Annotated in this window: 1 protein-coding gene and 1 pseudogene; both read left to right on the forward strand. The window is 31.6% G+C overall.

The annotated features are described in order from the left end of the window. Nucleotides 1-268, forward strand: a 268-nt coding sequence (locus BZK24_RS08030; protein WP_143424401.1) for a DUF874 family protein, incomplete at its 5' end; no start/stop codon positions are given. 283 nt (nucleotides 269-551) lie between these two features. Beyond that, a pseudogene (locus BZK24_RS08035) lies at nucleotides 552-1,136 on the forward strand (DUF874 family protein); the annotation flags it as partial. Between the last annotated feature and the right edge of the window lie 28 nt (nucleotides 1,137-1,164).

Consider the following 1,164-nt stretch of genomic DNA (forward strand, 5'->3'; position numbering starts at 1 on the left):
TTCTATCGCTTATTTAGAACTAGATCCTAGAGATTTTAACGTTACAGAAGAATGGCAAAAAGAAAATCTAAAAATACGCTCTAAAGCTCAAGCTAAAATGCTTGAAATGAGGCATTTAAAACCAGACCCACAAGCCCACCTTTCAACCTCTCAAAGCCTTTTGTTCCTTCAAAAAATATTTGCTGATGTTAGTAAAGAAATAGAAGCAGCTGCTAATACCGAGAAAAAAGTAGAAAAAGCGGGTTATGGTTATAGTAAAAGGATGTAGGCACAAGAAAACAAGAACACCATAAAATCGTTTTTAGCTTCTAGGAGACATCAATCAATTTCTTGCCATAGAAAAATCGCTTATTATTATTCCCTTTAAAAGGGTGTGAGTTTAAGGTATAAGGAAAACTTGTATCAAGTTTTATTGGAATGGATTAGAAAAATCTGATTGGATTGACCCTCACAATTTTTCAAACCAATTGTTTAATAGCGGTTAAATATGGCTATATACACTACAATAATAAGATTTTGAAAAGTGAGATTGTTTTTTTGAAAGGATTTAAATGCCTATTATAAGGGTTTTAGTAATGCTTGCAACAATGATGATGAAGTTAGGAAAAACGGCAAAAGAAAAGAAAGTTTTTAAGAATGTGGGAATGTCTGTAATGGGGATTGCTTTTTGGGAAGCGATAAAAGACTCGATAAAAAAACAAATTAAAAAAAGCAATTGGATATGCGGGAATGTTAAGACTGCGGATGATTATTTAAAAACGCATCCTAACTCATGGTTTAATTCAGCAATAGGTGTAACAGCTTTAACAGCCATGCTTATGAATGTGTGTTTTGCTGATGACCAATCCAAAAAGGAAGTGGCTGAAACTCAAAAGGAAGCTGAAAATGCTAGGGATAGAGCAAACAAGAGTGGGATAGAACTGGAACAAGAACAACAAAAGACAAGCAATATAGAGACTAATAACCAAATAAGAGTAGAACAAGAAAAACAAAAGACAAGCAACATAGAGACTAATAACCAAATAAAAGTAGAACAAGAAAAACAAAAGACAAGCAATATAGAGACTAAAAAAAAAAAAAAAGTAAAACAAGAACAACAAAAGACAAGCAATAAAAGAAAAAAAAATCAAGCTAAAAAAAAATAAAAACAAGAAAGAAAAAAAA

The organism is Helicobacter pylori, assembly GCF_001998165.1.
Lineage (GTDB): Bacteria > Campylobacterota > Campylobacteria > Campylobacterales > Helicobacteraceae > Helicobacter > Helicobacter pylori_DL.